This window comes from Steroidobacter agaridevorans (assembly GCF_009932555.1).
In the GTDB taxonomy this organism is placed as follows: Bacteria; Pseudomonadota; Gammaproteobacteria; order Steroidobacterales; family Steroidobacteraceae; genus Steroidobacter; species Steroidobacter agaridevorans.
In genome coordinates, this window is record NZ_BLJO01000002.1 from 648,075 (window position 1) to 669,616 (window position 21,542).

The 21,542-nt window shown below is 61.8% G+C and carries 19 protein-coding genes and 1 riboswitch; of the genes, 9 read left to right on the forward strand and 10 right to left on the reverse strand.

The genetic code is table 11. The annotated features are described in order from the left end of the window. Positions 1-73 precede the first annotated feature (73 nt). The 6 genes from GYH35_RS09635 to GYH35_RS09660 form a co-directional block, all read right to left on the reverse strand. Positions 74-1,666: an amidohydrolase gene (locus GYH35_RS09635; RefSeq protein WP_202624196.1), complete on the reverse strand. Its 1,593-nt coding sequence runs from the start codon at positions 1,664-1,666 to the stop codon at positions 74-76. Positions 1,667-1,709: 43 nt separating this feature from the next. Beyond that, positions 1,710-4,589 carry a TonB-dependent receptor plug domain-containing protein gene (locus GYH35_RS09640; protein WP_161828271.1) on the reverse strand — a complete coding sequence of 960 codons (2,880 nt, stop codon included), beginning with the start codon at positions 4,587-4,589 and terminating at the stop codon, positions 1,710-1,712. A 169-nt stretch (positions 4,590-4,758) separates the two neighbouring features. Next, positions 4,759-4,857, reverse strand: a riboswitch (glycine riboswitch). 221 nt (positions 4,858-5,078) lie between these two features. Next, a complete protein-coding gene (locus GYH35_RS09645; protein WP_161815761.1) occupies positions 5,079-5,573 on the reverse strand; it encodes a nitroreductase/quinone reductase family protein in 495 nt (164 codons plus the stop codon). Further along, entirely contained in the window at positions 5,570-5,962 is a 393-nt protein-coding gene (locus GYH35_RS09650) for an EthD domain-containing protein (RefSeq protein ID WP_161815762.1), read from the reverse strand. The genes GYH35_RS09645 and GYH35_RS09650 overlap by 4 nt, the downstream gene beginning before the upstream one ends. Positions 5,963-6,028: 66 nt before the next feature. After that, a complete protein-coding gene (locus GYH35_RS09655) occupies positions 6,029-7,102 on the reverse strand; it encodes a M23 family metallopeptidase (RefSeq protein ID WP_161815763.1) in 1,074 nt (357 codons plus the stop codon). 150 nt (positions 7,103-7,252) lie between these two features. After that, the gene (locus GYH35_RS09660) at positions 7,253-8,815 is read right to left on the reverse strand and encodes a S10 family peptidase (RefSeq protein WP_161815764.1); all 1,563 of its coding nucleotides are present in this window, start codon (positions 8,813-8,815) and stop codon (positions 7,253-7,255) included. 126 nt (positions 8,816-8,941) lie between these two features. Between GYH35_RS09660 and GYH35_RS09665 the strand changes: the two genes are divergently transcribed. The 5 genes from GYH35_RS09665 to GYH35_RS09685 all read left to right on the forward strand — a co-directional run bounded on the left by GYH35_RS09665 (position 8,942) and on the right by GYH35_RS09685 (position 13,998). Further along, positions 8,942-9,898, forward strand: coding sequence for a DUF4261 domain-containing protein (locus GYH35_RS09665; RefSeq protein WP_161815765.1), 957 nt, complete (start codon positions 8,942-8,944; stop codon positions 9,896-9,898). An 11-nt stretch (positions 9,899-9,909) separates the two neighbouring features. Then, positions 9,910-10,692 carry a phytanoyl-CoA dioxygenase family protein gene (locus GYH35_RS09670; RefSeq protein ID WP_202624197.1) on the forward strand — a complete coding sequence of 261 codons (783 nt, stop codon included), beginning with the start codon at positions 9,910-9,912 and terminating at the stop codon, positions 10,690-10,692. Between the two features lie 70 nt (positions 10,693-10,762). Further along, complete coding sequence (locus GYH35_RS09675; protein ID WP_202624198.1) at positions 10,763-12,271, forward strand: alpha/beta hydrolase family protein; 1,509 nt, start codon at positions 10,763-10,765, stop codon at positions 12,269-12,271. A gap of 78 nt (positions 12,272-12,349) precedes the next feature. Then, positions 12,350-13,108: an SDR family oxidoreductase gene (locus tag GYH35_RS09680; protein ID WP_161828272.1), complete on the forward strand. Its 759-nt coding sequence runs from the start codon at positions 12,350-12,352 to the stop codon at positions 13,106-13,108. Next, entirely contained in the window at positions 13,105-13,998 is an 894-nt protein-coding gene (locus GYH35_RS09685; RefSeq protein WP_202624199.1) for a sigma-70 family RNA polymerase sigma factor, read from the forward strand. The genes GYH35_RS09680 and GYH35_RS09685 overlap by 4 nt, the downstream gene beginning before the upstream one ends. Here the strand turns inward: GYH35_RS09685 and GYH35_RS09690 are convergent. Both GYH35_RS09690 and GYH35_RS09695 read right to left on the reverse strand, forming a co-directional pair. After that, positions 13,995-15,098: a hypothetical protein gene (locus tag GYH35_RS09690; RefSeq protein ID WP_161828273.1), complete on the reverse strand. Its 1,104-nt coding sequence runs from the start codon at positions 15,096-15,098 to the stop codon at positions 13,995-13,997. The two genes, GYH35_RS09685 and GYH35_RS09690, sit on opposite strands and share 4 nt — an antisense overlap. Before the next feature lie 48 nt (positions 15,099-15,146). Further along, the gene (locus tag GYH35_RS09695; protein WP_161828274.1) at positions 15,147-16,130 is read right to left on the reverse strand and encodes a 2-dehydropantoate 2-reductase; all 984 of its coding nucleotides are present in this window, start codon (positions 16,128-16,130) and stop codon (positions 15,147-15,149) included. A 148-nt stretch (positions 16,131-16,278) separates the two neighbouring features. Here GYH35_RS09695 and GYH35_RS09700 point away from each other — a divergent pair, with 148 nt between their 5' ends. From GYH35_RS09700 to GYH35_RS09710, 3 genes are read left to right on the forward strand one after another with little or no spacing between them, the layout of a single operon-like run. Next, positions 16,279-17,919 carry a cbb3-type cytochrome c oxidase subunit I gene (locus GYH35_RS09700; RefSeq protein WP_161815770.1) on the forward strand — a complete coding sequence of 547 codons (1,641 nt, stop codon included), beginning with the start codon at positions 16,279-16,281 and terminating at the stop codon, positions 17,917-17,919. After that, a complete protein-coding gene (locus tag GYH35_RS09705) occupies positions 17,916-18,500 on the forward strand; it encodes a cbb3-type cytochrome c oxidase subunit II (RefSeq protein WP_161828275.1) in 585 nt (194 codons plus the stop codon). The genes GYH35_RS09700 and GYH35_RS09705 overlap by 4 nt, the downstream gene beginning before the upstream one ends. 8 nt (positions 18,501-18,508) lie before the next feature. Then, positions 18,509-19,108, forward strand: a complete 600-nt coding sequence (locus tag GYH35_RS09710) for a c-type cytochrome (protein WP_161828276.1) — start codon at positions 18,509-18,511, stop codon at positions 19,106-19,108. A gap of 5 nt (positions 19,109-19,113) precedes the next feature. On the opposite strand, the gene GYH35_RS09715 is transcribed toward GYH35_RS09710, so the two are convergent. Together GYH35_RS09715 and GYH35_RS09720 are read right to left on the reverse strand one after the other, a co-directional pair. Further along, complete coding sequence (locus tag GYH35_RS09715) at positions 19,114-19,698, reverse strand: hypothetical protein (RefSeq protein ID WP_161815773.1); 585 nt, start codon at positions 19,696-19,698, stop codon at positions 19,114-19,116. Then, positions 19,695-20,351 carry an SCO family protein gene (locus tag GYH35_RS09720; protein WP_161815774.1) on the reverse strand — a complete coding sequence of 219 codons (657 nt, stop codon included), beginning with the start codon at positions 20,349-20,351 and terminating at the stop codon, positions 19,695-19,697. The genes GYH35_RS09715 and GYH35_RS09720 overlap by 4 nt, the downstream gene beginning before the upstream one ends. Positions 20,352-20,499: 148 nt before the next feature. Here GYH35_RS09720 and GYH35_RS09725 point away from each other — a divergent pair, with 148 nt between their 5' ends. Continuing rightward, complete coding sequence (locus tag GYH35_RS09725; RefSeq protein WP_161815775.1) at positions 20,500-21,327, forward strand: TauD/TfdA dioxygenase family protein; 828 nt, start codon at positions 20,500-20,502, stop codon at positions 21,325-21,327. The last annotated feature ends 215 nt before the right edge of the window (positions 21,328-21,542 follow it).

Here is a 21,542-nt window from a genome sequence, read left to right on the forward strand (position 1 = left end):
GCGCAGGTGTCGCCACTATCGGCGACTGCGCGACGCCGGCGCCGATGAGACGCCAGCGTCGCCCCGCCTGCGTTTAAGGAGCCGCCCCCGATGGCATCTCCGTCGCCGGCGTGCCCGGATAAGCGATCCCGAGCTGCTCGAGATAGCTGCTGTACTTCTTCGGGTTGTAGTAGTACTTGGTCATCTGTGGGCGGATCCGCTCCATCAGCTCCTTATTAAGATGAATGGCCGGCTGATCCGCGGGCGCCAGCACCGGATCGTACTTCATGTCCTTGAGCTGCTCGTTGTTGAAGTAGTCCTTCGCGCTCGCGAGCAGCGTCGGCGTTGTCATCATGTCCATCACGGTGAGCGCCACTGCCTTCGCGCCCGTTACCGCGCCCTTGTGAGCGATCGGCGTCGCCATCGCCATGGCCGCGGTGACGTTGTGACCGATGGTGTTGGGAATGTTCGATGGGAAGCGGATCGTGATCGTCGGCACCGTCCACATGATGTCGCCGATATCGTCAGAGCCGCCGCGCATCGCATTTTCCTTGGACTCGGGCGTCTGCAGCGGCGCCACTTCGGTCGCGAGCTTCTCCACCTTGAAGCCATTCGCCTCTTGCACCGACTTCGCGAACGTCTGATCGGCCTCGCTCCATTGCGGCATGCCGATGGCCTTCATGTTCTCGTACGCCGCCTCGGCGATCGGTTTATTGCCGAAGTTCGGCGCGGCATAGCCGAGCAGACGCCGGCTCACCTTCGTGCCGGTGGCCTGCGCGGCCGCCTCCGAAATGGTGTTGCCAATCTCGTAAAGATCGCGAATCGCCGCGAACGTCTGATCCCGGAAGTAATACCAGACCGTGCCGACGCCAGGCACGACGTTCGGCTGGCCGCCGCCATTGGTGATCACATAGTGAGAACGTTGCGTGAGCGGCAGATGTTCACGTCGCATGTTCCAGGCGATGTTCATCAGCTCGACGCCGTCGAGCGCGCTGCGGCCGGACCACGGCGAGCCCGCCGAATGCGCCGTCTTGCCGACGAACTGGTACTCCACGGACACCATGCCGTTGTTGCCGGCCGGTCCCCACGACGTGCTGAGGTCCTTGCTCACGTGCGTAAAGATGGACGCATCGACGTCTTTGAACATCCCGGAGCGTACATAGAACGCCTTGGTGCCTAGCAGTTCTTCGGCGACACCCGGCCAGATCATCAGGCGTCCCTCGATCTTGTTCTTCTCCATCACTTCCTTGACCGCCAGCGCTGCGGCCACGACGGCCGGCATGCCGGAGTTGTGACCTTCGCCGTGCCCGGGAGCACCGGCCAGTTGCGGCGTGATGGTTGCCGAGCCCGGCACCTGCGACAGACCGAGCAACGCGTCGATATCACTGCCGAGTGCGATCAACGGCCCGGATTTTCCCCACTTCGCCGTCCAGGCCGTGGGAATGCCAGCGGCGCCACGCTCGATGGTGAAGCCGTTCTTTTCGAGAATGCCGGTGATGTATTCGGAAGTGCGGAACTCCTGGAAGCCAGGCTCCGCAAAACTGTAGATGGAGTCGACCATTTCCTGAACCAGCTTGGCGCGCTTGTCCACGCCCGCCAGCGTCGCCTGTTTCAACTCCGGCGCCGCCTGCGCCAGCACGGCCGGGGCGAACAAAGCCGTCAGAATTCCAATGCTCGTCTTCGTCACGTTGATCTCCGTTGATTATCGGTTGGCCTGTTGATTGGAAGGGTCAGAACGACATCCGTACCCCGAGCCGGAACACCCGGCCCATGGTGTCGTACAGCACGCGATTGGTCTGTGGGTACGCCGGCGTGTTGTTGGCATCCGGCCCGTTGCCGACCAGCTCCGGATCGGTGTTCAACAGGTTGCGGATGGAGACAAAGGCTTCGGCTTCGGCCGGCCCGACCGCGAACGAGTACGTGGCCGACGCGTCCAGATAGAACGCACCGTCGATGTCGTTCTCGTCGATCGTGCGATGCTCGACCGTCGACACCGGGCAGTTGCTGGCGCACTCGATGAACGAGTTGTTATAAACGCCGCTGCTCACGCCGCGCCCGATCAGCGTGAACGACAGCATGTCCACCGCATAAGTCGCGCTGAGGCGATAACTCCAGCTCGGCGTCGCATTCGCCCCCTGGTTCATGCCGGCATAATCGATCGGAAAATCGATGCCGTTATCCGTGATGTTCTCTAGGTAGTGCGTCGCCAGTCCGCGCAACGACAGGTCGCCATGACCCAGCGCGAGCCGGTAGCTCGCCTCGATGTCCAGCCCCTTCGTCCTCTGACTGGCGAAGTTGAACGGCACCAGCAGAATCTCCGAGATCTGCTGCACGTCGCCGACAGTAATGTAGCTGATGTTGTCGCAGAAAGATTGCACATTCTGCTCGAAACATAGATCAACTGTGTTCTGCGCCGTGACCGTGCCGATCGCGTCCTGGATTTCGATATCGAAATAGTCCACCGAGAATGCGAGGCCCGGCACGAACGACGGCGTGACGACCACGCCGATGCCGAGCGACTCGGCCTCTTCCGGCACCAGCGCCAGGCTGCCCGTCTGCTTTTGTACGAACTGCAGCGCCTGATTGCTCGGCGGCACATTGACGGTGTTGGTCCGTGCCGTGCCCGCCGCGAACAGCTCGTTGAGATTGGGCGCGCGAATATCCTTGGAGCCCGTCACCCGGAACTTCACGTCCGCGATGGGCTGATACGTCAGGCCCGCTTTCCAGGTCTCGACATTGCCCGAGATGCTGTAGTCGGTAAAGCGCAAGGCGCCATTGAAATCCAGTCCTTCCCACAGCGGCACGACCGTTTCGACGTAGCCTTCAGCGACGTGATAGTCGCCTTTGGTGACCAGGTAGTTGCCATACAGCCAGCCGCTCTGATACTGCGTCTCGACGAAGCCGTCGATCTTCTCCTCGCGCCATTCGCCGCCGAACGCGAGCGACACCGGGCCGGCCCAGGTGCTGAAGATGTTATTGGTCGCGAAGTTGAATGCCGCGACGTCCTGCGTCAGCTCCTGCTCGCGATACGGATCGCTGGGAATGATGTAGTCGAGCGCGGCTTGCGTTACGCCGCCGATTCCAATGCGGTTGATGGGCACGCAGCCGTTGCCCGGATCGGTGATCGACGAACGGCACACGATCTCTCCAGTCGTCGGGTGAACAACAGCGTCCTGCGCGAGCGCCATGCGCGCGTTGTTCCAAGTGTTGATGAGCTGCTCCTCGAGTTTGGCGACACCACGCTGTAGATAGGTGTCCCAATGCCACTCTCGGCCGATCAATGTGAAATCGCCGTCGGCGCCGATGAGATATCGATTCACCTCGCGCTCGTTGTCGCTGCCCGCCGCCGGAATGCCAGCGTTGGTCGTGCCCATGACGAAGGATGCGATGTCGGGATCGTTCGCCGCGTTGTACTGGGCAATCTGCTGCACGACCGATGCTGGCAGATAGGCGTTGTCGGCGCGGATCGTGACGTTGCCGACGTTGGGCGTCTGCTGATAGTAGCTGAGCCCCTGGTACTCGTTGTGCGACACCTGCGCGAACACTGTCACCGCCGATGTCAACTCGAAACTCGCGCGACCGAAGATCGTGCGCCGTTCCTCGTCGGGCGCGAGCGAATTGCTGCCTTCGTGGCCCTGACTCGTGTACTGCCAGTCGCCACCCATCATCCATGGATTGCTCGCGTTCGTCGTGCCATATGCCAGCCGTCCCACGGTTGCGCGCCCCGTCGTCCGATCGATCGTGCCGAAGTACGTGCCTCGCAACGGTCCACTCACGATCAAGCCGCCGGGCGTGTGCTGACTGGGGCCGATGCCCGCCTGCACCAGGCGAAACGGCTGACCGTTGGTCGCGGTGTAGTTCGGATTATTGATCTGGAAGAAGCCGGTGTCGTTCCAGTCACGGTCGATGGTGTGAACGCCGTCCTGCGTAAAGTATTCACTGCTGAACAGCAGGTGGCCGCGGCCGCCGGCGAACGGCATGCCCCCGGCGAGCGTGAACGTGTGATTGGGATTGTCGTCGTAGGTCGTGACGCCATACTCGTAGTCGGTCTTCACGCCCGTGAAGTCCCGATCGAGGATGAAGTTCACGACGCCGCCGACGGCATCCGACCCGTAGGCTGCCGAAGCACCGCCCGTGACGATTTCGACACGTTCGATCAGCGCTTGCGGAAACGTATTGATGTCGACGCTTCCGGTTGACGCGGAAGCCACCGAACGCTGGCCATCGAGCAGCACCAGCGTGCGATTCGTGCCAAGCGAGCGAAGGTTGATTGCGGCGATCCCCGCTTGTCCGTTGCTCAGCGCACCGGACGAGTTGGACGCCGTTGCGCTGCCGACGACCGAGGGCAGCGTATTCACAAAGTCGGCGACGTTGGCGGTACCCGCGGTCTGGATCTCCTCCGCACCCAGCACACTTACCGGCGTTGGCGCATCGTAGCCGTCACGCGCAATGCGAGTGCCGGTGACGGTGACTGAATCGATCGGACCTTCCGCCGTCGACGTTTCCTGCGCTTCGGCATTGAGCGCGGCGAGCGATGCAGATGTCAGCACCACCCCGAGACATCTGCAAACAGCAGCACGCAGCGAGAGACAAGACGTGAGCTTGGACATGACTCAACTCCCTCAGCACGGACAATGCGGCGCGACCCTTTATTCATAGGGTTGTTTGCGCCGCTCCCGCTGTCCTGGTACCTGAGAGTTTCCGCACGGCTTGTTAAGGCCGCGCTTGCCCCGTCGGTGGAGACGCGTGCCTGCTCGCGCCTCGCTCTTCAGACGGCATCGAGGATTCGCAGTACTTGAGCCTGAGAGTTCATGGGAGATTGCTCCTTCGGCGGAGCGCCGACGTCGCCGTCGGCGCTCGCTCTCCTGCGAATCCAAGCTCATACAAGCATCTTGTATGCCAGGATATTTCCTGGCGCGCGCACCACTGTGAAGCGCACGACGCTCACGGCGGCGTCCGCGCATTTTGTTTCGAGAAATTCAACTTGTTATAACGCGAGCGAGACTGGCTCGCTCAGGAACGCTGCTCGAAAAGGGGGCGTTCGCGATGCTGCACGCAAGGGCGCCGCGTGCAGGCAGCTGCTTCGCGACTGTGCAGCGTCAGGGAATGGCCTTGAAAACTTCGATGGGCTCGATGGGCATCATCATCACTAGCGGAATCTCACGGGTCGTCGACGCCTGGTAATTCCTGTACGGCGGAAACACACTCACCATGAAATCCCACACTCGCGAGCGCTCCTCGCCGCGCGGCTCACGCCAAACCGCCCGAAAGGCCTGGGTTGCGATCTGAAACGCCAGCTCCCTGCTTTCTTTGATATTGAGATACCAGGCCGGATGATGATCCGCCCCGCCCTTGGATGCGACCACCACCACTTCGCCGCCGATATCGCCATAGTTGAGCGGCGTGATGATGGTCCGACCGCTCTTGCGGCCGACATAGCGCAATAACAGCGTGGTGTTGAACTTGTGGCCGCCGATATCGCTCACGTCGACGATGTGACCCTCGGCGCCACCGGAGCGCAGATATCTGTCCAGATGCTCGGTCTTCCAATTGCGCCGCGCCTTGGCGATTTCCAGATAACTTTCGTCGCTCACGATGGCTTGACCTCGCCGCCGCCCACCGGCGAATCGAACTCCTCGACGGTGCACACCGGATTGCTGTTGGTCGCGAACAGCCTTCTTTCATCCTCGAGCCGGGCTTGCAGAAACTGCGGATTGCTCAGGCCCTGCATGGCCGCTTCGAAATCCGCCCGCGTGTGCCACCAGATCTCCATGATGCAGTCGTAGCCCGGATGGATGACTTCGCCCGTGAGCGGATTCTTCTCGGGCTTCACGTACCGGCGCACGTAACGTTGCGCGTTCGGTAGAGAGGGTTTCGCGCCCATGCGCCTGGCGAACTGAGAATGCTGGTTCTCGTAATAGCTCATGAACTCTTCCATGCTCATGTCGGCGCGCTTTTTCAGGAACACGACCTGCTTGATCATAGTCTCGACTTTGCTCGCCGGCCCGCGCCGCCGCCTTGACAGTTGGCGACACGGGCCGTTCAGCGCTCACTTGCACTTGTACTTGGGGAACCCCGAGCACGTTCCCGATAGGCACTTGTGATCGTTGCCCACGGATCCCGCCTTCCCACAGGACTCGCCCGCCGCCAGTTTCGGCCGGCATTCGTTGACCTTGGCGTCCAGGCCCTTGTCGCAGTACTTGGATGACGAGCAGTCGTTGTCGCTCTTGCAAACGCAGGCTCCCTTGGCTCCGTCGACATCGCTGCACTTGCCTTCGGCACACGCATCGTCGTTGTAGCAGGTGCCACCCATGGCGACGGACTGCGGTGTGTAACATCTGCCGAAGCGGCACTTGCCGCTCATGCATTGATCCGCGCCTCCCGCCACCTCGCACGTTTCATTGTCCGCGCGCTTCGCGACACAGCGATTCTTCTTGGTATCGATGCCTTTGTTGCAATACTGCGAGCTGGAACAGTCCGAATTGTTCTTGCACTCCGGCTCGGGATTCACGGTATAGGCCTTGCCGTCCTCGAGCTTGAGCTCCGCACCGTCGTTGAAGAACCGGGGAACGAGTCGCACACCCGCGAGATCGCCGCTCGTCGGAGACACATCGGTGTTTGCGTCCGGCCGGACCACTTCGAAGTGCAAGTGCTCCGGCCAGGCGCAGCCCACTTTGCCCTCGTCGCCGAGATATTGGCCCTCGCTGACCTCATCGCCCACCCGCAGCCCGGCCTGGCCGCTCGAGCTCCATTGCCGCATGTGGGAATACTTGGTCCATTCGCCATCGGCATGCTCGATCCACAGATAATTGTTGTTGCAGGCATTGGTGTTGCGCCAGAAACGCTGCGGATTCTGTTGCTTGTCGCGACTGTCTTGCAGGTATCGAACGTGACCCGCTGCGGCGGCAACGATCTTGTAAGGTCCGTTGCCCCGCCCGACGATGTCGAACTTGCCTGGCGGATCGTGGTCCTCGAAATCGCGATTGACGTGGATCTTGGTGCCGTCCGCGTACGGCAGCCGATACAGATTGGCGCTGTCTTCAGCGCCGGCGAGCTGGGATGTGACGGAAAGAACTGAAACAAACAACCAGGCTGCTAGCCTCGCAGCGATCGAACGGTCCATGTGGTACTGCTCCCCGAGTGGGTGTGAGTGACCTCCCGCTGTCCGTTCTGGAAATTAGAGACAAGCGCCGCGATGGTGAATGGATCTGAAGTGCATCGCCCGGACGGGCAGCGCTCCCCGGAAGCCGCGCGCTTCCGGGGAGCCTTTGCTTTACTGCGCGTTCTGGTCGATGAACGTCTTGATGTGTTCGCTGAACTTGCCCATCGAGCCGGGGTGCACGTACATCATGTGGCCCGCCTCGTAGAACTCGAGTTGCACATTACGCCGCAGCTCCGGCGTGACGTTGAGATGGTCGATGGCGTGTTTCACGGTGCCGTACGGGCACGCGAGATCGAAATAACCCGTCTGCACCAGCACCTTCATCTTCGGGTTCATGGTCATCGCATAGGAGATATCGGGCAGCACGTTCGCATACGGAACCTTCTGGCCGTTGGTATCGGGCTGCACGTGGCTCTGATCCCAATCCTTGTACAGACCGGCCGAGAGCTCGTACTTCAGTTCCGAACGCACGTTCAATTCGTCGCGAACGTAGGCGTTGTAAGTGGCGACGATGGCCGGCGCCACGGCGCTTGCATACGGGTCGAACGCGGTCGTTTCGGCAATCCGGCTCGGCATGCCGCCGGCAAAGCGTGAATCGATGCGACCGATCGTCTTGCCCTGCGCACGCATCAGCTCCTGCAGGAAATGGTTCTCGTCCATACGCAGGTTGGCCGCGTCCCAGTACGCAGCACTCACACCTGTATAACGTGCAAGACCCTCGAGCGCGGCTTGACGCTCTTCAGGCGTCGCTCGCGCGCCCTTGTAGAGGATCGGGTGATAGACGGTCTCGATCCACTGCTCCACTTCGCGCAGGAACGGCAACAGCTCGGGCGGCTGTGGGTTGAGCGCCTTGTGATACCAGGCAGTCGCGGCATACGTGGACATGAAATTGGAGTCGCCCGCATCGGTGTTCAGGCCGGCCGTGCCACTGACGAAGTCCAGGTAAGGCGACACCAGGATGATGCCGTTCAACGCCACGTTGTGCCGGGTCAGCAGGTCGTAGGTCACGCCGCCGGTGCGGATGCCGCCGTAGCTTTCGCCGAGCACGAATTTCGGACTGGCCCAGCGCCGGTACTCGCCGAGATAGCGCACGATGAAGTTGGACACCGACTTGATGTCGTTGTCCACGCCCCAGAACTGCTTGCCCTCGGCCTTGCCGACCGGGCGCGAGAAGCCGGTGCCGACCGGATCGATCAACACCAGATCGGCGCGATCCAGAAAGCTGTACTCGTTGTCCACGAGCTTGAAGGGACCGCGCGTGTTGCTGGCGAGATCCTCGAGCACCGCGCGACGCGGGCCGAGAATGCCCATGTGCAGCCATGCCGAGGCCGATCCCGGACCGCCATTGTATGCAAACACGATCGGGCGCGTGCGCGCATCCTGGCCCTGACGGACATAAGCGGTGAAGCCGAACAGCGCGATCGGCTCGTCCTTCTCGTCCTTCATCAGCAGCGTGCCGGTGGTCGCCTCGTAGTCGACCGCCTTGCCGCCGATGCGAATCTGATGGCGCGAGGTCCACACCTTCGCCTCGGGCTTCGGCTTCTCCTGCGTCTCCGCGCCCTCTTTCTTTTCCTGCTCGGCGGGCGGTGTCGGCTCGGCCGCGGCATTGGATACAATAGGCGCTGCGAGCCAGATAAAGGCAGCCAGCGCGGCGGCGACGCCATGCTTTTTCATCTTGCGATCTACCTGCAGTGATTCAGGGGGCGGCAAGTATATTTGTGTCGCCACTGTATGACGAGCGCAAGGGCTTGGGCATGCAGGTCGATGACAAAGGTTTCATTTGGAGTTCGGGGAACGTCGATGGCCAAGGGACTTTTCAGTCAATCGGTGTGTCTGCTGACGAACGGTCAGGCCACGCTGCTCGGCATGAAATCGGCGTTGCAGAGACACGGCTTCGAAATCGTCAAGGAAATACGCCCCCTCAAGGATTGGCAGTTTGGCGGTCCTGCGGTGGTCGTCGCCTACCGCCCCGAAGTGAACGGCTATGCAATCCTGGATCTCGTCGACAGGCCTTGGCCCGACACGATGGGCCACCCCGAGTCCGAGGTCACGACGTTCGGCGCGTGGTCCATGGGTCACTTCGGTCCCTGGGCTTTCCCTAACGGCTTGCAGCGTTCCATTCAGCATGCATGGTCCTGGGCCGCCGGCCGGAGCATCGCGAACGCTCATGCCGGATTCATCCGCATCCGGCTGAGATATTCAGTCGGCGCCGGCGACGATGCGCCGCTATTGCCCGCGAACTACGATCCCGTCGATGAGCTGAACTTTCTCAGTCGCCTGGTGCTGGCGGCCGGTGAAGCGGCCGGCGTGCTGTGCTATTTCAATCCCAATGGCGAAGTGCTGCGAGATCGCGAGGGCTTCTCCAGAGTATGGCGCGATTGCGTGTCGCACGAGCTGATTCCTTTACCGCTCTGGACCAACGTTCGCCTGTTCAAGCTCACCGATCGGCTCGCCCTGATGGATACCGTCGGCAACAGCCAACTGGACCGCATGGACATCGAAGCGATCTTCGCCAACGACGAGTACGAACCTTCGAATGTAGATAACTACTTGCGCAACGTGTCGCTGTATCTGCTCCACTCCAATCCCGAGTTCGAGACCGGGCAAACCATGGACGGTCCCGGTGGCACCGGCTCGTCGTGGACGATCGAAGTGCTGGACGCCGGCTTGGTCAACCCGCCACGCAAGGTCCTGCGCCTGTATCCGAAGCGACATGCGGCCGCGGTGGCCGAGGCAGTGGCAGGCGAGCGTGTATGACGAGTGAATCTATGACGGCGCTGACTGACGCGGACATTACTTCTTTCATTCGCGACGGCTTCGTTCGCCTCGATCGAGCTTTCTCGAAGGACACCGCCGCGGAGGCGCGCGCCATTCTATGGCGAGCGACGGGATGCGATCCCGACGATCCGTCGACGTGGACGCGACCTGTCGTCCGTCTCGGTCAATTCGCCCAAGCTCCGTTTCGCGAAGCTGCAAATTCGCCCGTCCTGCATCGAGCGCTCGATCAGCTCGTCGGGCGTGGACGATGGCTGCCTCCCGGCGCACTGGGCACCTTTCCGGTCCGCTTTCCCTCCGCCGAATCTCCAGGAGACGACGGGTGGCACATCGACGTGAGCTTCGGCGTCGAGACACCGGACTTCATGGAGTGGCGCGCGAATGTGAGCAGCCGTGGGCGCGCGTTGTTGATGTTGTTTCTATTCTCGGATATCGAGCAGAACGACGCACCGACGCGCATTCGGGTCGGATCGCATCTCGACATCGCCCGGCAACTCGCGCCCGCAGGAGACGCTGGGCTCACCTTACGAGAATTAGCAGCCGATGGCTTCGCCGCGTCTTCGCATCGGCCGGAGACATCAGCCGTCGGCGAAGCAGGCACTGTCTACCTCTGCCATCCTTTCATCGTGCACGCCGCCCAGCCTCATCGCGGCAAGAATCCACGGTTTTTGGCGCAACCCCCGCTGCTTCCGCGTGAGCCGTTTTGTCTCGATCGCAGCGACGGAGAGTACTCGCCGGTCGAGCAGGCAATCATGCAAGCACTCAAAGGCAGATAGACCCCCATCTACGTATTCCAACGAGAGCCGCGCTGCTGAGAGGCTGACCTATCAAACGGGGGGAAGCACAATGATCCCTCGGATCCGTTCGCTGCTCATCATCTCACTGTGGCTTGCGAGCACTGCGCACGTAGGCGACAGCTTCGCCCAAGGCACCTCCGCTTCGCCCGAGCGTGGGCAGCTTCTCGAGAACCCCCCGACGCAGCTCGGGGTGTACTCGCCTTCCGATCTGATCTCCAAAATCACGGACGGGACGATCTCCCGCTGGCTGCTTCGGCGCACCTTTTCACCGCGGTGTTCAGTAACCGTGTACCAGTTGCATTACACGACGGTCGGCGCACAGAACGAGCCGACGAACGCGTCGGCCGCATTGATGATTCCGACGGGCTCGGATCCCACATGCCAGAGCCCGCGGCCGATCGTGTTGTATGCGCATGGAAAGAGAAATCTCACCTTCTTCAACATCGCGGACCTCTCGGGGCAGACCAACTATGAAGGCCTGATCATCGCGCTGGCGCTGGCAGGCGATGGCTATATCGTGGTTGCCCCGAACTACGCCGGATACGATTCATCCACGCTCGGCTATCACCCGTTCATGAATGCAGACCAGCAGTCCAGCGACATGATGGACGCCCTGAGCGCGGCGCGGGCTGCGTTACCGGCGACGAATATGGCCGACAATCAGAAACTGTTTCTAACCGGCTACTCGGAAGGCGGCTATGTCGCGATGGCCACGCATCGCGCCTTGCAGGCCGCCGGCATTCCCGTCACTGCTTCCGCCCCGATGTCGGGGCCCTACGCGCTCTCCGCGTTCGCGGATGCCATGTTCCTGGGCCAGGTCGGCAGGGGCGCGGTCGAGGAAATCCTCATGCTGACATCGAGCTACCAGCATGCGTACGGAAACATTTATTTGAACCCGACCGATGTGTTCGAGGCGAAGTACGCGACGGCCGACACACTGCTACCTGGCGCGACCGGCACGGGTACGCTCGTCGCACAAGGACTGATTCCTCAAAGTGCCGTCTTCAGTAGTACAGCGCCGCTGCCCGAACTCACCGCGCTGACTCCGGCAACGGCACCCGCCAAACTTGCCCCGGTGTTCGCGCAAGGCTTCGGCACGGACAATCTGATTACGAACGACTATCGTCTCAGCTATCTGCAGGATGCGTCTGCCGCTCCGGACGGCGGCTATCCGAACACGACGACCGGTCTGCCGCCCGACAGCCCGGCGAACACGTTGCGACAGGCTCTGAAGAAGAACGATCTGCGCAATTGGGCGCCGACATCGCCAATGCTCCTGTGCGCAGGCGACGAGGATCCCGTGGTCTTTTTTCTCAATACACAGCTCATGCAAGGATATTGGGCGGTGACGGCGCCGGAGAGCCCGGTCACCGTTCTGAACGTGGATGCCCCGCCTTCGCACGACGGTCCGTACAAGAGTCTGCGGAAGGGCTTCGCCCGGACCAAGTCCCTGCTGAAATTGATCGAAGACCGATCCACGGTGGTCGAGGAGTATCACGACGTGCTGGTGCCGGCATTCTGTCTGCAGGCGTCCAAATCGTTCTTCGATGGGTTCTGAGACAGCAATCAAGCTCGCCTGACTCCTTTCCCCACCCTCGCCCGTCTTGGACATATACAGTCGAGGCGGAGCGATTGCATGGACATCAGAAACAAGAGCGTTGTAGTTACCGGCGGCAGCCGGGGCTTGGGGCTGGGGCTGGTCGAGGCGCTGGTGGAGCATGGCGCGAGCGTCACTGTCGTCGCGCGCGAGTCCGACGCGCTTGCAGTCGTGCGGTCGAAGCTGGGCGTCAACACGGTCGCTGCGGATATCAGAGATGAGGCGGCGGCGCGCACTATCATCGCCACCCTTCGACCGGACATTCTGGTGTTGAACGCGGGCGCGAAGCCCGTCATGGCGCACCTGGATCAGATCAGTTGGGCGGAATTCACGGCGCCGTGGGAACATGACGTCAAGGCGGGATTGCACTGGCTGCAAGCCGCACTGAATCTCCCGCTCGCCCCGGGAAGCCGCGTGTTGGTAGTGTCCAGCGGGGCTGCGGTGGGTGGTTCGCCGATGTCGGGCGGTTATGGCGGCGCCAAGCGCATGCTCTGGATGATGGCGAAGTATGCCAATCGCGTGTCGACGAGAAGGGAGCTCGGCATCTGTTTCCAAACCATCATCCCGCGTCAGATGATTCTCGGCACGGGCATCGGCGACACTGCCGCCGGCGCGTACGCAAAGGCGTTGGGCATCGAGCCAAAGGAGTTCGTAACCCGCTTCGGCGCGCCGATGCCGCCAAGGACGTTCGGTGAGAATGTGATCTCGGTGTTGAGCGACCCGAAACATGCAGAGGGCTTTGCGTTCGGCGTGAAGGGCGATGACGGCGTCACCATGATGGAGGGACTGGCGGATTGAGCACGGGATCGCAACCACTGGATGCCGAACGTCGCGCAGACTTTCTTGCGCGAGCGGAAGATCTACGGCCCGAGCTGCATCGGTATTGCGCGCGTCTCATGGGATCGGTGATCGAAGGCGAAGACGTGGTGCAAGACACGCTCGCCCGAGCGGTAGTGGCGCTGCAGGAGTCCGGCGAGCCTGCAGCACTGCGCGCCTGGCTGTTCCGTATTGCTCACAATCGCGCGATGGATCTGCTCCGCGGCCGGGCGTTCCGAGACTCGGAGCCCATCGAGGCCGCGTCGGCTATCGCCGATCCGAATCCGGAACCGATGGAGACCCTGATGCAGCGAGAAGCGATCAAGACGGCGGTGTCGCGCTTCACCGAGCTGCCGACCGTGCAGCGGAGCATCGTGATTCTCAAAGATGTCCTGGACGAACCGCTGGCCGACATCGCTCGCTTGCTCGATGTATCCGTGGATTCGGTCAAAGCCCATCTCGCTCGGGGTCGCGCGCGACTGCGCGAGATCAATGCACGGATCCCCTCGCCCACCGCTGATCGCACACATTCGAACGACGTGTCTCGATACGTGACGCTATTCAATCAGCACGATTGGGACGGCCTGCGGGCGCTGCTGGCCGACGATGTGAAGCTTCAACAATCGTCGCATGCCGTGCGCAGCGGATCGAAGGATGTCGGCGGGTTCTTCGGCAAGTACGCCAAGATCGACGGCATCCGGCTCGCGCCCGCGTGGCTCGAGGGGCGCGAGGTCATCGCGGTGTTCGAGCACAAAGACACTCCTTCGCCCGCCTACTTCATGTGGTTGAAATGGCGGGACGGCAGGATCGTTTTCATCCGCGACTATCGTTACGACCGCTACGTGATGCGGGACGCGGAGCTGAAGATCTAATCTTCTCCGAACACTGGCGGAGGCGCCGCACAGTCGGATTCATCTCCTCGGAACTTTGGCGTAAGCACGTACGCACGCGGATTCGTTCCAACGGTGTCGGACGTATTGATCGCGATCCATCCGAGATCGTTCAACGCGCGTGCCGTGATCGTGTCCGCTTGCGCTAACGGCAGGCTGGTCGGCGCCAGCAGCATGGTCAAATCCCGCGTGCCCGATCGCTTGGTCCAAATGAAAGGCCGAATCGGGAATCCAAACGCCATGTCGACGTAACCGACGACCGTCCCGCGCGAGTTGACATCGGTGGCCTGCGAGGCGCCGTCCTCGTTGAGCGAGGGCAGAAACCGCATGCCCTGGCCTCGTGTCCAGAGCATGGCGTGCGGGAGTTGATCGTCTTGAACGGCGCTGCCCACGATGTGCAGGCGATTGTTGATGGCGCTGGGCAGGATGAGACGATTCTCCGGGAAGCCCCGCAGTTCGCGCTCACCCTTGCGAGCATCCCAGAGGAACACGTCAGCGGTCGGCGGCGGCTGCTGTGACTGGGTGGAAAAGCCGACCTGGCCGGCATCGGTCAGCCCGAACGGTATCCGAGCGGCCCCCAAGTCCTCCACGTCCCCATTCACGTCCCGGAAGTACAGATGTTCGCCGTCCTCGGCCGCCGTAAAGCTCAAGCCAATGATCTGACCCACATCATTGATATGAGTGGCCGTAGCGGACTCTCCTCCCAGCGTCGCGAACGGACGCATGCCGTCGCGCTCGGTCCAGATGAACGGACGGGCGCCGCTCGTGCCCACCACTTGTCCGAGATCGTTGATGTCATTGCCGAGCGAAATCGCAGCGCCCGGCAATACGCCCAACAGCCGAGCGCCTCGGTTGCTGTCCCAGAGGAAAGCTTGAGCGAGATCGCCTACTGCCGCCGTACCGACGATCTGATTCCGGTTGTTGATGGCTTCCGCGACGAGTCCTCTGCCGAGCTCGTAAGCACAGTAATTAACGGGTTCTCGCGAAGCTGCCTGCCCCGCTGCCATGCCGCAAAAACTAAAGACCAGGGTAATTGCACAGCGGCGGGCCGCCTGGGCGGCCGCTCTGAGTTGATATTGCATGTCCCCACTCCCCGTTGTGTGAGCGGATCCGCTCACCACTCCAACAGTTCAAGAGGACGCAGTGTTCCGCCGCGCGCTTGCGAACAAACGGATGAGCCCATGCAGCGCGTCCATGTTCGGCGTCTCGATGCCCACCCTGCGGCCGATCTCACGAGGCGCGGCCACCAACGCGTCGATTTCGAGCGAACGGCCCGCTTCCGCATCTTGCAGCATGGATGTTTTAAACGCGCCGAGCTTGCGAGTCACGGCCATACGATCCTCGCCGCTCTCCGCAATCGGACAGCCGATGCGCGCACCGATCGCCGCCGCTTCGGCCATGACTCGCAAGATGAAACCGCTGACGAGCGGATCGTCGAGAATGAGATCGCTCGTGGCGGCCGTAAGCGCGGAGATCGGGTTCATGGTCATGTTGCCCCAGAGCTTGTACCAGATGTCTTTTTGAATCTGGGGACTGACAGTGACATCGAAGCCTGCAGCACGAAGCGCATTCACCGCTGCGTCGAGCCTTGCGGAAGTGCCGCCGCGCGGCTCACCGACGATGAGGCCATTGCCCTTCGTGTGGACCGAGTATCCTGGCGCCTGCACAGAACATGATGCATGCACGACACAGCCGAGCACGCGCTCAGGAGGCATCGACTGAGTCACCCGGCCGTCGGGATCGACCGAGCGCAGCGAGGTATCGTCGAGTGACACGGGCAAGCCGTGAAAGAACCACCACGGAATGCCATTCATCGCCGGCAGAATCATCGTCTCTTCGTCAAGCAAAGCTCCGACAGAGTCGGCGACGCTCGACAACGCTTGCCCCTTGACGGCGAGCACCACCAGATCCTGCTTGCCGAGATCCGACGCACGATCGCTGACAGTGACAGCGGCGGCTTGCATGTTGCCGCCGATGGCGAGACGCAATCCATGCTCCCTCACCGCGGCCAACGTCTCTCCTCGAGCGAGCACGCTCACATCCTGACCGGCGTTCGCCAGTCGCGCGCCCAACCAGATGCCAATTGCGCCCGCCCCGACAATCGCTATCCGCATGACTTCCCCATCGAAGTGTAGAGGCGAAGCGTAGCACCGATTCAAGCAATCGCCCGCTTTTACAAGAAACGCTCGCCAACGTTGTCGAAACTACCCGGGCAACAAAGAGAACCGCGACAACGCGGGGCGGACTTCGTGGGAGCGCATCGTGAGCACTAGCGTGATATTGGCGTCCGCGTTCGTACTGTCGTTCGTGGCGCTGCTGGTGTTCATCTGGTCGCAACGTCACGGCCTGTTCAGCCGCGACTCCACCGGCGCGAACGTCATCTTCGGCGCAGAGGAGATCGGCCGGGCCGAAGAGCCGGCCGTTACGTCCACAGCAGCACATGCCTTGCAACAGCAGGTGAATCGGGCCTCGGGCAAGATCGCCGCACCGGCGAGCGCCAGCGATCTGCGAACGCGCGCCGCCGCCGATGAATCGAGCACGCCGGTCGTGTTCTTCATGTTCTGTGCCGCGTTCGCGTGGCTGCTCGTCGCGACCGCCGCCGGCCTGCTGGCCTCTTACAAACTTCACGAGCCTGATTTTCTGACGCAGCACGCCTGGTTGACCTTCGGTCGCGTGCGCACCCTTCATCTGAATGCCGTGGCGTATGGCTGGGCGCCGATGGCGGGACTCGGCATCGCAATGTTCGTGCTGCCTCGCTTGCTCGGCCGGCCACTGCTGGGCGGCGGCTTCGCAATGCTCGGCGCGGCGCTGTGGAACGCAGCGCTGATCTCCGGTCTCGCGAGCATCGCAGTGGGCATCAACGATGGCCTGGAGTGGCTGGAAATCCCCTGGCAGATCGATGTGCTGTTCGTGGCCGGCGGCCTGCTGGTGGCAGTGCCCCTGGTGCTGACTTTGGCGAAGCGCAAGGTCGAGCACCTATATGTCTCGGTCTGGTACATGGCCTGCGCGCTGTTCTGGTTCCCGGTGATGTTCGTCGTCGCAAACATTCCCGGCCTGCATCGTGGCGTCGAGCAGGCCACGATGAACTGGTGGTTCGGCCACAATGTGCTGGGCCTGTTCTATACGCCGCTCGCGCTCGCGGCCGTTTATTACTTTCTGCCCAAGGTCATCGGCCGCCCGGTCCAATCCTACAATCTGTCGCTGCTCGGCTTCTGGGGCCTGGCGTTCTTCTACGGCCAGGTCGGCGGCCATCATCTCATCGGCGGGCCGGTGCCGGCCTGGCTGATCACCCTGTCGATCGTCCAGAGCATGATGATGGTGCTGCCGGTGATTGCGTTCACCGTCAACCAGTATCAGACGCTGGAAGGCTACCTGTCGGCGCTACGTTACTCGCCGACACTGCGTTTCATCGGCCTCGGCGGTCTGATGTACACCGCGAGCTCGCTGCAAGGCTCGTTCGAGGCACTACGCAGCGTCAATGCCGTCACGCACTTCACTCACTACACGGTGGGCCACTCTCATCTCGGCTTGTATGCGTTCGTGACATTGGTCTTCTTCGGCGCGATGTACTTCATCGTGCCGCGAGTCACGCGCCGTGAGTGGCCTTACCCGCGCCTCATCGCCGCTCATTTCTGGTTGTCTTCGATTGGCGTTGCCATTTACGTCATCGCCTTGTGCGTCGGCGGCTGGTTGCAGGGTGAAGCGATGCTGGATGCGGGCAAACCCTTCATGGACTCAGTGTCGGTGACCTTGCCGTATCTCAAGGCCCGCACCGTCGGCGGCGCACTCATGGGGCTCGGTCACCTGGTCTTTGCAACCCACTTCGCTTGCATGATCTTCAACCTTGGGCCACGACGCATAGGCGCAACGCTCCTCGGCGAAGCCCCGGCAGGAGCACCATGAAAAGCGAGTCACGCCTGCTCATCGGCGCAATGGTGATGCTCGGTTTCGCAGCCAGTGCATTGGTGGTGATTCCCTATGTGCAGGTCGCGAACGTCGCGCCCACGTCGGGCATGAAGCCCTATACCTCGACTGAGCTGCGCGGACGGGAGCAGTACATCAGCAACGGTTGCTTGTACTGCCACTCACAGCAGCCACGCGCCGCGAGCCTGGCGCCCGATGCAAAACGCGGCTGGGGCCGTGCGTCCGTGGCCGGCGACTATGCCTTCGATACGCCGCATCTGTTAGGAACGATGCGAACCGGCCCCGATCTTCTCAACATCGGCGCACGCCAGCCGAGCGTGCAATGGCATCTGGGTCATCTATATCAACCGCGCGCGTATGTTCCCGGCAGCATCATGCCGAGCTATCCGTATTTGTTTGTCATCAAGGATCAGGCAGAGCCCGGCGACGTCGTCGTGCACCTTCCTGAGGGCAATGCGCCGGCCGGAAAGGTCGTGATCGCGACACCCGAAGCTCAGGAGCTGGTGAGCTATTTGTTGAGTTTGGATCGAACCCATCCCGTACGCGCGCAAGAGAGCTAGAAGCATTCATGAGAAAGATCTCTCCTCAGCAGCGACGCGAGCATAGCGACCCACACGAAAACACCAGGCCGGTGCCGAGGTTCGTGCTTGGGTTGGCGGGCCTGCTTGGAATCTACGGCGTTGGCTACATTCTGATCGAGAACCCCAACACCTCCCCCGCCTGGGGCGATGGCCGCACGCTGGCCGAGCTGAGCGCCGGCAGCGTCAGCGCTCCTGGCAATGCCGCCAACGCACTCGATGGCTCCGCTCTGTTCACTGCTCGATGCGCAGCGTGCCACCAGGCGAGCGGCACGGGTCTGGCAGGCGTATTTCCGCCGCTCGCCAATTCGGAATGGGTCAAGGGCGCCGAGCGCACGCTCGTAGCCATCGTCCTCCATGGCGTCGAGGGCGAGCTGACGGTGAGCTCCACCAAGTACAACGGCGTCATGCCGCCCTTCAAGGAAATGCTGAGCGACGAGGAGATCGCCGCGATCGCGAGTTACATTCGGAACGCCTGGGGCAACGGCGCCGGCCCGATCGCAGCACAGGTCGTGGCAGACATGCGGAAAGAGACGGGTGAGCGCGGTCCGTTACGAGGCGATGAAGAGCTCGCCAGGTTCGGCCAATAGCCTCGTCAGGCGGTCGCCTCGCTGCTTCGTGTGTACCAATAAGCTCTGTATGCGAGGAGCGCGGCCAGGAACACGGCGACAGTGACTAAAGCTCGGCCCGTCATCTGCTGATCGCCAAACAGATAGTTCACACACAGCCGCGATTCGCTGGCCTGATATAACAGTCCTACCGAGCCGAACATCCAGCACAAGTTGCCGAGCATGAACATGCGCAGCACTTCGCTCATACGTTGCCAGCTCACGGCCAGCATCCAACCGCCGAACCACCAACTCGTGTACTTCACGAAGGCAACGCCCGGCCGGAGCAGTGAGTTGTCCAGCGACGCGGGTATCATCCAATAGGCAGACACGCAGAGAACCAGCGTGATGGCGGTCAGCCCACGATAGTCCATCTTCTCCACGACCCGAGCCGCCCTGTCCCAGTGTGCCAGCATCAACGCGCCCGCGGCCGCTCCCGAAAGAAACAACACCGGAAACTCGAGCAGCATATGAAGCAGCATGCGGCTCTCGATGACGTGACGCACGACATCCAGAAGCAGCACGGATGGCAGGATCGTGAAGCAAACTGCAAGTAATCCTGCGCGCTTCATTCACGCGCGCCTTCAGATTTAGGTTCACCCGCCAGCCGCTCCGCGCCATCGAGCGCCGCCTGCCAGTTACCATAGTCGTAAATCCCACGCACCTGGCCATATTGATTCAAGACGTGCAGCGCGCTGTTGTGAACAAATCCTCCCGTGCCGTCCGCGATGGCGACGATACCTAGCGCTCGCAGGAGTCGGTCGGCCTCCTTCTGATCGGCCGGCCGTATCACACGCCATACACTCGCGTCTGCTCCGTGCCGTTGTGAGTAGGCGGCGAGCTGTTCTGGCGTGTCGCCAGCCAGATCGAAGGAGATCGAGAGCAACGAGACCGGTACGGCTTCGTGCTGGTGCTGTAACTCTCGCTGCATCAGTCGAAACTGCGCCCCGAGTCCCTCGCACAATCCCGGACAGCGCGTATAGATGAAGTCGACGATATAGACGCGGCCAGAATCGGCGTCCGTCGACCAAGGAACCCATCCCACGTCGGGCTTCTCACCCAACGCAATTGGCGGCGCCCACAGCCGACCGTCACCAGCCAGTTGCCGGCGCTGTGTCTCGAACGTCCAGTTCTCCAGGCCGTGCGTCTGCTCGAATACGGCGAATGCAAATCCACCCGCGAGAACGGCGCATACGCACGCCGTGTTTACCAGCCCATCGGTCATCCCCGAGCCTGGCTTTTCCCCGGTCGAACCTGCTAGTACAACCCTGCGCTCTTTTGGCGGAAAAGGCGGATCGGCTGTCGCCTGCTATCAAGACTCCCGCAGCCCGGGCTCTTACGGTAGGACTCTCGATGCCACGCCCGGATAGGACATGAAGACCGAAGACATCAGCCCCGCCATTGGAACCGCCGTTCACGTGGAGAAGGCCGCGCTCCGGGACGACGAGGTCGCGCGCCGCTGTCTGGAGCTGCTCGAAGCGCGTGGCGTGCTGGTGTTTCCTCGCATCGGCCTGAACGACGAGGAACAACTCGCGTTCACCGACAAGCTCGGTGCGCGTGTGAATTTCACATCGCGCGTGCCGGGAGGAAACAAAAGCGCGCAGGATGTCTACACCATCACGCTCGATCCGAAGATCAACACGGAGCCCGAGTATGTGCTCGGCACCTACTTCTGGCACATGGATGGACTGACCTCGCCGATCATTCCTCCGAAAGCCAGCGTGCTCAGCGCACGCACGGTCGCGCCGAAAGGCGGCCAGACCGAATTTGCCAGCAGCTACGCTGCGTACGAAGCCCTGCCGGAAGAAGATAAGAAAGATCTCGAGGGGCTGCGAGTCATTCATAGTGTGACAGCGGCAGTGCGTGCCGTTACGACTCCGGACGCACTCGATGCCACGCGAAGAAACATGTCGCACGAACATCCGCTCGTGTGGCGACGACAGTCCGGCCGCAAAACCATGTTGATCGGCTACACCGCCGACTCGGTCGTCGGCATGTCACAGGCCGAAGGACGGGCGCTGCTGGCGCGGCTGCTCGAATGGACCGCTCAACCTGCTTTCACCTATCGCCATTACTGGCAGGTGGGCGATCTGGTGATCTGGGACAACACCGGCGCGTTGCATCGCGTCGTTCCCTATGCCGCGGATTCGGGACGTCGGATGCATCGGACCTCGGTCGCGGGTGCGGAGGCCGTGGTCTAAGACACTGACTTTTCGGGACTCTCGGCTCAACTGGCCAGGCATGAGCCAGGACACTTTCGTTGCTGTGCAAAACGATTCATCCCGGCAAGCCATCATTTAGCTTCAAAATATTTCACTTTCAATCAGGAACTGTCATGATGGCACCTAACTCGGACAAATGCGGGCGCCGGAGGTAACCGGTTACCCCATGCCGGGCGAACAGCTCATATAACGAA

Coding starts and splice junctions, on each gene's coding strand:
- GYH35_RS09640 (WP_161828271.1), bottom strand. CDS start 4,589: ATGTCCAAGCTCACGTCTTGTCTCTCGCTGCGTGCTGCTGTTTGCAGA.
- GYH35_RS09650 (WP_161815762.1), bottom strand. CDS start 5,962: ATGATCAAGCAGGTCGTGTTCCTGAAAAAGCGCGCCGACATGAGCATG.
- GYH35_RS09655 (WP_161815763.1), bottom strand. CDS start 7,102: ATGGACCGTTCGATCGCTGCGAGGCTAGCAGCCTGGTTGTTTGTTTCA.
- GYH35_RS09660 (WP_161815764.1), bottom strand. CDS start 8,815: ATGAAAAAGCATGGCGTCGCCGCCGCGCTGGCTGCCTTTATCTGGCTC.
- GYH35_RS09665 (WP_161815765.1), top strand. CDS start 8,942: ATGGCCAAGGGACTTTTCAGTCAATCGGTGTGTCTGCTGACGAACGGT.
- GYH35_RS09670 (WP_202624197.1), top strand. CDS start 9,910: ATGACGGCGCTGACTGACGCGGACATTACTTCTTTCATTCGCGACGGC.
- GYH35_RS09675 (WP_202624198.1), top strand. CDS start 10,763: ATGATCCCTCGGATCCGTTCGCTGCTCATCATCTCACTGTGGCTTGCG.
- GYH35_RS09680 (WP_161828272.1), top strand. CDS start 12,350: ATGGACATCAGAAACAAGAGCGTTGTAGTTACCGGCGGCAGCCGGGGC.
- GYH35_RS09690 (WP_161828273.1), bottom strand. CDS start 15,098: ATGCAATATCAACTCAGAGCGGCCGCCCAGGCGGCCCGCCGCTGTGCA.
- GYH35_RS09695 (WP_161828274.1), bottom strand. CDS start 16,130: ATGCGGATAGCGATTGTCGGGGCGGGCGCAATTGGCATCTGGTTGGGC.
- GYH35_RS09705 (WP_161828275.1), top strand. CDS start 17,916: ATGAAAAGCGAGTCACGCCTGCTCATCGGCGCAATGGTGATGCTCGGT.
- GYH35_RS09710 (WP_161828276.1), top strand. CDS start 18,509: ATGAGAAAGATCTCTCCTCAGCAGCGACGCGAGCATAGCGACCCACAC.
- GYH35_RS09715 (WP_161815773.1), bottom strand. CDS start 19,698: ATGAAGCGCGCAGGATTACTTGCAGTTTGCTTCACGATCCTGCCATCC.
- GYH35_RS09720 (WP_161815774.1), bottom strand. CDS start 20,351: ATGACCGATGGGCTGGTAAACACGGCGTGCGTATGCGCCGTTCTCGCG.
- GYH35_RS09725 (WP_161815775.1), top strand. CDS start 20,500: ATGAAGACCGAAGACATCAGCCCCGCCATTGGAACCGCCGTTCACGTG.